This is a genomic window from Microbacterium sp. GbtcB4 (assembly GCF_019091465.1).
In the GTDB taxonomy this organism is placed as follows: Bacteria; Actinomycetota; Actinomycetes; order Actinomycetales; family Microbacteriaceae; genus Microbacterium; species Microbacterium paraoxydans.
Genome location: NZ_JAGXJJ010000585.1, coordinates 1 through 235 on the forward strand (window position 1 = coordinate 1; position 235 = coordinate 235).

Below are 235 nucleotides of genomic sequence, written 5' to 3' on the forward strand. Positions count from 1 at the left end.
GCACAGCCGGGGCGACCTAACGACGCTCATCGCGCAGCCGTTCTCCGCAGTCGCCTACGTCATCCTCGCGCTGCTCATCGACGGCGGGCTGTGGCTGCGGCGCCGGCAGCGCCGGTACGAGCAGGCGCTCACGGAGTCCATCGCGGTGCCCGTCAAAGCGGACTCGGAGGTTTGGGCCCGCTCGATTCGAGGAGGGGAGAGGCCGGGAGTAGGCTGGTCCGGTGAGCGATGCGAC

At 70.2% G+C, this 235-nt stretch carries 1 pseudogene; it reads left to right on the forward strand.

From position 1 onward, the window contains the following. Positions 1-235 (forward strand): annotated as a pseudogene (locus KVS71_RS18900) (hypothetical protein); the annotation flags it as partial.